Source organism: Streptomyces sp. P5F9 (assembly GCF_057961495.1).
On sequence record NZ_JBXVPZ010000490.1, the window covers coordinates 1 to 6,914 of the forward strand.

Annotated in this window: 7 protein-coding genes; 2 read left to right on the top strand and 5 right to left on the bottom strand. The window is 68.9% G+C overall.

Annotated elements, in window-relative coordinates; all coding sequences use genetic code 11:
* Positions 1–8 precede the first annotated feature (8 nt).
* The 5 genes from AC31A1_RS43375 to AC31A1_RS43395 form a co-directional block, all read right to left on the bottom strand.
* Entirely contained in the window at positions 9–908 is a 900-nt protein-coding gene (locus AC31A1_RS43375; protein WP_489658579.1) for an SCO1860 family LAETG-anchored protein, read from the bottom strand.
* A 131-nt stretch (positions 909–1,039) separates the two neighbouring features.
* Positions 1,040–2,131, bottom strand: a complete 1,092-nt coding sequence (locus AC31A1_RS43380; protein WP_489658580.1) for an amidohydrolase family protein — start codon at positions 2,129–2,131, stop codon at positions 1,040–1,042.
* Positions 2,132–2,220: 89 nt separating this feature from the next.
* The gene (locus tag AC31A1_RS43385) at positions 2,221–3,006 is read right to left on the bottom strand and encodes an amino acid ABC transporter ATP-binding protein (protein WP_489658581.1); all 786 of its coding nucleotides are present in this window, start codon (positions 3,004–3,006) and stop codon (positions 2,221–2,223) included.
* Complete coding sequence (locus tag AC31A1_RS43390; RefSeq protein WP_489658582.1) at positions 3,003–3,842, bottom strand: amino acid ABC transporter permease; 840 nt, start codon at positions 3,840–3,842, stop codon at positions 3,003–3,005. Before AC31A1_RS43390 ends, AC31A1_RS43385 begins: the two co-directional genes overlap by 4 nt.
* Positions 3,839–4,690, bottom strand: a complete 852-nt coding sequence (locus AC31A1_RS43395) for a transporter substrate-binding domain-containing protein (RefSeq protein WP_489658583.1) — start codon at positions 4,688–4,690, stop codon at positions 3,839–3,841. Before AC31A1_RS43395 ends, AC31A1_RS43390 begins: the two co-directional genes overlap by 4 nt.
* A gap of 185 nt (positions 4,691–4,875) precedes the next feature.
* Here AC31A1_RS43395 and AC31A1_RS43400 point away from each other — a divergent pair, with 185 nt between their 5' ends.
* Entirely contained in the window at positions 4,876–5,976 is a 1,101-nt protein-coding gene (locus tag AC31A1_RS43400) for a pyridoxal-phosphate-dependent aminotransferase family protein (RefSeq protein WP_489658584.1), read from the top strand.
* Between the two features lie 352 nt (positions 5,977–6,328).
* Positions 6,329–6,835 (top strand): diaminobutyrate acetyltransferase, encoded by a 507-nt coding sequence (gene ectA / locus AC31A1_RS43405; RefSeq protein ID WP_489658585.1) that lies wholly within the window; start codon positions 6,329–6,331, stop codon positions 6,833–6,835.
* Positions 6,836–6,914: the final 79 nt, after the last annotated feature.

Below are 6,914 nucleotides of genomic sequence, written 5' to 3' on the forward strand. Positions count from 1 at the left end.
CAGTTGCCTCAGCTTCGGCGCCGGCGCGTCATCAGCACCGCTCCTCCACCCGTCGCCAGCAACAACACCGCCCCGCCCGCGATGTACGGCGTCATAGAACCACCCCCCGTCTCGGCCAACCCCGCCTCCGCCGGAGCACCCTGCGGCTTCACATCGGGGGCGGGGTCAGCGGACGGCGTCGAGGCGACCTCGGGTGCCTCACAAGTCGCCCGCGCCAACGTCAACGTCCCCTCCACGTCGGCAACGTTCAGCTTCAACGGGTTGACGGAGACCTTGAGTTCAAGGGCGGTCGCAGCGGCCGTACGGGATGTGGTCGACGTCTTGGACAGATCGAGGCGGACCGAACCGACCCCCGGCACCTGAACCTCCGTAGGACCACTGGCGGTCACCGTGATCCGCTTGCCGAGCACCGTCACCGCCCCCGGCAGATGCGACGTCGCGACGGGCGCCTTCCCCGCCTCGCACGTCGCCTTCGACGTGACCGCGTCGATCTCGATGAGCGAGAGCAGCGGCAGCCCGGGAACATGGAGCCGCGCGTGGGCGAGGTTCGTATAGCCCTCGGCCTTCGTCGCGGACACCGTCGCCTTCGCCGTGGCGACATCCGCACTGAGCACACTGAAGGGCTGCCCACCGTTCACCCCGTCCAACTGGGCGGTGAGCGCGGTCTTTTCGGCGCTCTGGGGCGCCTGGACCTCGTTGAGGGAGACCGCGAGCGGGAGGTCCACGGTCTTGTTGAGGAGGGACACGTCGAGCCCGGTGCGGAGCACGACGGCGCTCGCGCGACCCTGGTCGGTGGTCGCGTGGGCGGATCCCGCGCCGGCCAGCGCCACGGGACCGGCGGCGAGGGCGGTGGCCGTGGCCACGGTGGCCCAACGGCGTGCGGGCATGCGGAAGTTGGTGCCGTTCAAGGTGTGGGACCCCCAGAAGAGACATGCTTGGGACCCGGTAAGAATTACCCACGACGAGTGAATCGTCAGCGATCCCGCGTCACTTCACCCCATCGTGGGTTTTCCGTGAACGTATTCGAATCAACTGGCGACTATTCGATCACCAGCCCGTTCAGCACCACCCGTCGCGGCGACGCCAGCACGCGCACATCGGCGCGCGGGTCCGCCTCGTAGACGACGAAGTCCGCCGGCGCACCCTCATCGAGCCCGGGCCGCCCGAGCCACCGCCGCGCCCCCCACGCGGTGGCCGACAGCGCCTCCACGGCGGGGATGCCGGCGGTGACGAGTTCGGCGACCTCGGCGGCCACCAGGCCGTGGGCGAGGGAACCCCCGGCGTCCGTGCCGACGTAGACCGGGACGCCGGCGTCGTAGGCGGCGCGGACGGTGTCGTAGCGCCGCTCGTACAGTCGCCGCATGTGGGCCGACCAGCGGGGGAACCTGGCATCGCCGCCCTCCGCGAGCTTCGGGAAGGTCGCGATGTTCACGAGGGTCGGGACGATCGCGACGCCCTGTGAGGCGAACAGCGGGACGAGGTCCTCGGTGAGGCCGGTCGCGTGCTCGATGCAGTCGATGCCCGCCTCGACCAGGTCGCGCAACGCGTCCTCCGCGAAGCAGTGCGCGGTGACGCGCGCGCCGAGCCGGTGGGCCTCGGCGATGGCCGCGTCCACCGCTTCGCGCGGCCAGCAGGCGGAGAGGTCGCCGAGGTCGCGGTCGATCCAGTCGCCGACCAACTTGACCCAGCCGTCGCCGCGTTGGGCCTCCTGGGCGACGTAGGCGACGAGTTCGTCGGGTTCGATCTCGTGGGCGAAGTTGCGGATGTAGCGGCGGGTGCGGGCGATGTGTCTGCCGGCGCGGATGATCTTCGGGAGGTCTTCACGGTCGTCGATCCAGCGGGTGTCCGAGGGCGAGCCGGCGTCGCGGAGCAGGAGGGTGCCGGCCTCGCGGTCGGTGAGGGCCTGTGTCTCGGCGGTGGGCGCGTCTACGGGGCCGTGTGTACCGAGGCCTACGTGGCAGTGGGCGTCGACCAGGCCGGGGAGGGCCCAGCCGTCGACCGTGCGGATGTCGTCGGCATCGAGGGGGCGGTCGTAGGAGATGCGGCCGTCGATGACCCAGAGTTCGTCGCGGATGTCCTCGGGGCCCACCAGGACTCGGCCCTTCATGTGCAGCACCGGTTGATCGCTCATGGGACGCACGATAGTTCGTCGAGTGCGGGCTCGTCGTGGCTGGTCGCGACCACGCGGCGGAGCCGCATATCGACACAGCCCCGCGCCCTTTACGGGGCGCCTTCCTCGTCCTGTACCTCAGCCATCGCGGGGTCCAGTAGGCGGGACAAGAAGTGGCGGGTGCGGTCGTGCGTGGGGTTGGTGATGACCTGGGTCGGAGTGCCGTCCTCGATGATCACGCCGCCGTCCATGAAGACAACCCGGTCGGCCACCTCGCGCGCGAACGTCATCTCGTGGGTGACGACCATCATCGTCATGCCCTCGTTCGCCAGCATCCGCATGACCGCCAGTACGTCGCCCACCAGCTCGGGGTCGAGTGCCGACGTCGGTTCGTCGAACAACATCACCTCGGGGCCCATTGCCAACGCCCTTGCGATCGCTACGCGTTGCTGCTGGCCGCCGGAGAGGGAGGCAGGGTAGGCGGCGGCCTTCTCCGAGAGGCCTACGCGGCGCAGGTTCTCCGCGGCGACCTCGGCCGCCTCCGTCTTGTCACGGCGCAGGACCCGGCGTTGCGGGAGGGTGAGGTTCTCGGTGACGGTCAGGTGGGGGAAAAGGTTGAACTGCTGGAAGACCATGCCGATACGACGGCGTACGGCGTCGATGTCGACATCGGGGTCGGTGATCTCGGTGCCGCCGACGAACACCCGTCCCCGGGTGGGCTCTTCGAGCAGGTTCACGCAGCGCAGGAGGGTCGACTTGCCGGAGCCGGAGGGGCCGATGACGCAGACGACCTCGCCCTGGCCGATCTCCAGGTCGATGCCGCGCAGTACCTCGTTGGTGCCGAACGACTTGTGCAGGCCGCGTACTCGGATCTCCGGGGTGCCGGTGCCGGTCACCGGATCGCCTCCCCCGTCTTCGTCTCCATCCGGCGGACCACGAAGCTCAGCGGGATCGTGACCAGCAGGTAGCACAGGCCCGCCACCAGGATCGGGGTGGAGTTGGCGGTCGTACTGGCCAAGTCCCGTCCGTATTTGGAGAGTTCGCGTTCCTCCAGGGTGACGCCGAGGAACAGGACCAGCGAGGAGTCCTTGAAGAGGAGGACGAGTTCGTTGGTCAGCGGCGGGAGGATGATCCGGAACGCCTGCGGGACGATGATCGACACCATGGCCCGCGCCTGCGAGAAGCCGAGCGAACGGGCCGCCTCCAACTGCCCCTTGGGCACCGCCTGGATGCCCGCGCGGATCGTCTCCGCCATGTACGCGGCCGACACCAGGCCCAGCGCGAGGGCTACCTTGCCGTACGTACCGCCGACGATCTCCGTGCCCGGGAAGGCGAGGGGCACGGCGACGCCGACGAAGATGAAGATCAGCAGGGCGGGCAGGCCGCGGAAGATCTCGATGTAGATCCCGGCGAGCCAGCGGTACGGGCCGACCGACGACAGCCGCATCAGCGCGACGACCATGCCGAGGACCAGCCCGAAGACGAAGCCGGAGAGCGTGTAGAGCACGGTGTTCTTCAACGCCAGCGTGATGACGTCCGGGAACATCTGCCTGGCGATGCTCCACTGCGCGAACTGGTTCTTCAGGCGGTCCCAGTCGGCGGTGACCGCGAAGACGGTCACGGCGGCGGCGAAGACGGCGTACTGCACGCCTTGGGACAGCCTGCGCCGCTGACGTCTGCTCAACCCCTGCCTCTTGGGCTGGAGTTGGGGGTCCGCGGTGCCGCTGCTCATGAGGCCGACGGGGAGGCGGCCGAGGCGTCGTAGGGGCCGATCCACTTCTCGTAGAGCTTCTTGTACGTGCCGTCGGCCTTCGCGTCCTTGATGGCCTTGTTGATGGCGGCGAGGAGTTTCGTGTTGCCCTTCTTGACCGTGAAGCCGTACTGCTCACCGGTGTTGAGGTTGTCGACGACCTTGAAGGCGTCGGCGTTGGCCTTGGTCTTGAGCCAGCCCTGGACGACCGGGTAGTCGATGATGACGGCCTGGACCTGGCCGGTGCGCAGGCCGTTGAGGACGGCGTCGGAGGACTCGAAGGAGACGGGGTCGAAGCCCTTGCTCTTCGCGTAGTCCTCGCCGGTGGTCTGCGCCTGCGCGCCGAGCTTCTTGCCCTTGGTCTTCACGTCGGCGAGGGAAGTGATCCCGCTCTTCTTGTCGACGAGGACGGCCTGGGTGGCGTCGAAGTACGGGTCGGAGAAGTCGACGTTCTTCTTGCGCTCGGCGGTGATGGTCATGCCGGCGGCGGCCAGGTCGCACTCGCCGGCGTTGAGGAAGGCGCCGGTCTTGAAGTTCTCGAAGGGGGTGTCGAGGATCGTCTGCTTCACGCCGAGGTCCTTGGCGACCAGGTCGATGAGGGAGACGTCGAAGCCCTGCACCCTGCCGTCGATCTCGGACTGGAAGGGCGGGTAGGGCAGGTGCGTGCAGGTGGTGAGCCGGCCGGCCTTGACGAGTTCGACGCCACCGGCGGCGGTCTTCGAACCGCTGCCGCCGCTGTCGCTCGACGTGCAGCCGGCCACGAGGACGAGTGCGGCGCTCGCGGTGGTGACGGCCAGGTTGCGGGCCCGGCGGCCGAGGAGCGTGTTCACGGGGGCCTCCTGTGACGGAACTATGGGTTCCGATTATTCGGAGGGGTTCGGTGGGCCGCTCACCCGGACCGGTGGCCAGGGGGCCGTCCGGGCTAAGAAGTCGCCGGTCGGAGGGGTGCGGAGGGCGCTGAGGAGTGCCGGTTACCCTCGTTCCCATCGACTCCCGCGAGTGAAAGAGCACCGCCGTGACGCACCCCTTCCTCGACCTGGCCCCGCTGAGCGCCGCGCACTTCGCCTCGATCGAGGACCGGGTGGCTCGACTGCTAGGCACCGAGCAGGATGTCGTGATCATGCAGGGCGAGGCGTTGCTGCCGCTGGAGGGCGCGATCCGTTCCGCGGCGGGGCCGGGCACGCTCGCGCTGAACGTCATCACCGGCCCCTACGGGCAGACCTTCGGGAACTGGCTGCGGGACTGCGGCGCCGAGGTGATCGACCTCGCCGTCCCGTTCCACACGGCGGTGACCGCCGACCAGATCCGAGAGGCCTTCGCCGAGCACCCCGAGATCGACTTCGTGTCCCTCGTCCACGCGGAGGCCGCGACCGGCAACACCAACCCGGTCGCGGAGATCGGCGAGATCGTGCGCGCGCACGGTGCGATCTTCTACCTCGACGCGGTGGCCTCCATCGGCGCGGAGCCGGTGCTGCCGCAGGCGTGGGGTGTCGACCTGTGCGTGATCGGCGCGCAGAAGGCGATGGGCGGCCCGGCGGGGGTCTCGGCGGTGTCGGTGAGCGCACGGGCATGGGCCCGTATGACGGCCAACCCCGCAGCACCGCGCCGCTCGTACCTCTCCCTCCTCGACTGGAAGGACCGCTGGACCGACGCCGGCCGCAAGGCGCTGCCGCACGCACCGGCCCAGTTGGAGATGCTCGCGCTGGAGGCGTGCGTGGAGCGCATCGAGGCGGAGGGCCTGACCACGCTGACGCACCGCCACGCGACCGCCGCGACGGCGACACGGGCGGGCGCGCTCGCCCTGGGCGGCGGCCTCGAACCGTACGTCCACGATGCCGCCGAGGCCGCCCCGGTCGCTACGACGCTGAGGACGCCGTCGGGTGTCGTGGCCTCGGAGCTGGTGTCAAGGGCCCTGTCCTCGGACCCGACCCTGCCGCTGGCCGCCGGCGGGGGCACCCTGGCGAAGGAGATGATCCGGGTCAACCACTACGGGGTGGACGCGACGATGGGCGCGGTACAGGGTTCCTTGGCAGCACTGGGCGCGGCGCTGGCCGAGTCGGGGGTACCGGTGGACCTGGAGGGGGCCCGGTCCGCCGTAGAGAACGCGTGGCGGTAGTCGTGGGCTGAGGTCCTTCCGGGGGCACCGCCGACATGCTGCGAGAAAGCATCGACGGCGTCACCGGCGCCTAATTCTGATGTAATTCCCGGGAATTTTATCGCCTTCTTTATGGGCAGCTTCCCATATTCTTCTGCCCGATTTCCGAGCACTCAAACGCAAATAATTCGCGCAGATCTCGTGAGGGTTACACCCTTGTGACCCGTCACACAGGGCGTCCATATTGCCCTTTATCTTCGGGTCAAATCGGTACATAGACTGCGCCTTCGCGCGCGTGGTAACACAGCATCGCTCCAGACGTAACCCCATCCCTCCATGCAATTTTGAATTTCCCTCGGTAAATTCAATTCGCATGACTGCCACCCAAGCAGACCTGCACATCGACCGCCCCACGGTGGCCGACGGCGCCGCGTTGTGGCGTATTGCCAAGGACTCGAACGCCCTCGACCTGAACTCGTCGTACAGCTATCTGCTGTGGTGCCGGGACTTCGCCGGTACCTCCGCCGTCGTGCGGGACGAGCGCGGGGAGCCGGTCGGCTTCGTCACTGGGTACGTGCCGCCGGACCGGCCGGGCACCCTGCTCGTGTGGCAGGTGGCCGTCGACGCCGCGCAGCGCGGTCGCGGGCTGGCCGCACGGCTGCTCGACGGACTCACCGAGCGGGTCTCCGGCGACTACGGGGTGACCGCGATCGAGACCACGATCACGCCCGGCAACACCGCGTCCGAGCGCCTCTTCACGTCGTACGCCGAACGCCACGGCGCCGCCGTCGAGCGCACGGTCCTGTTCGAGGCCGGTGACTTCCCGGACGGCCCGCACGACCCCGAAGTGCTGTACCGCATCGGCCCGTTGAGTCTCTGACGACCACCGGCCGGTGGAGTCTCCGGCGGCTCCCGGCCGGTGGTCGTCAGAGACTCAACGGGCCGATGCGGTACAGCAC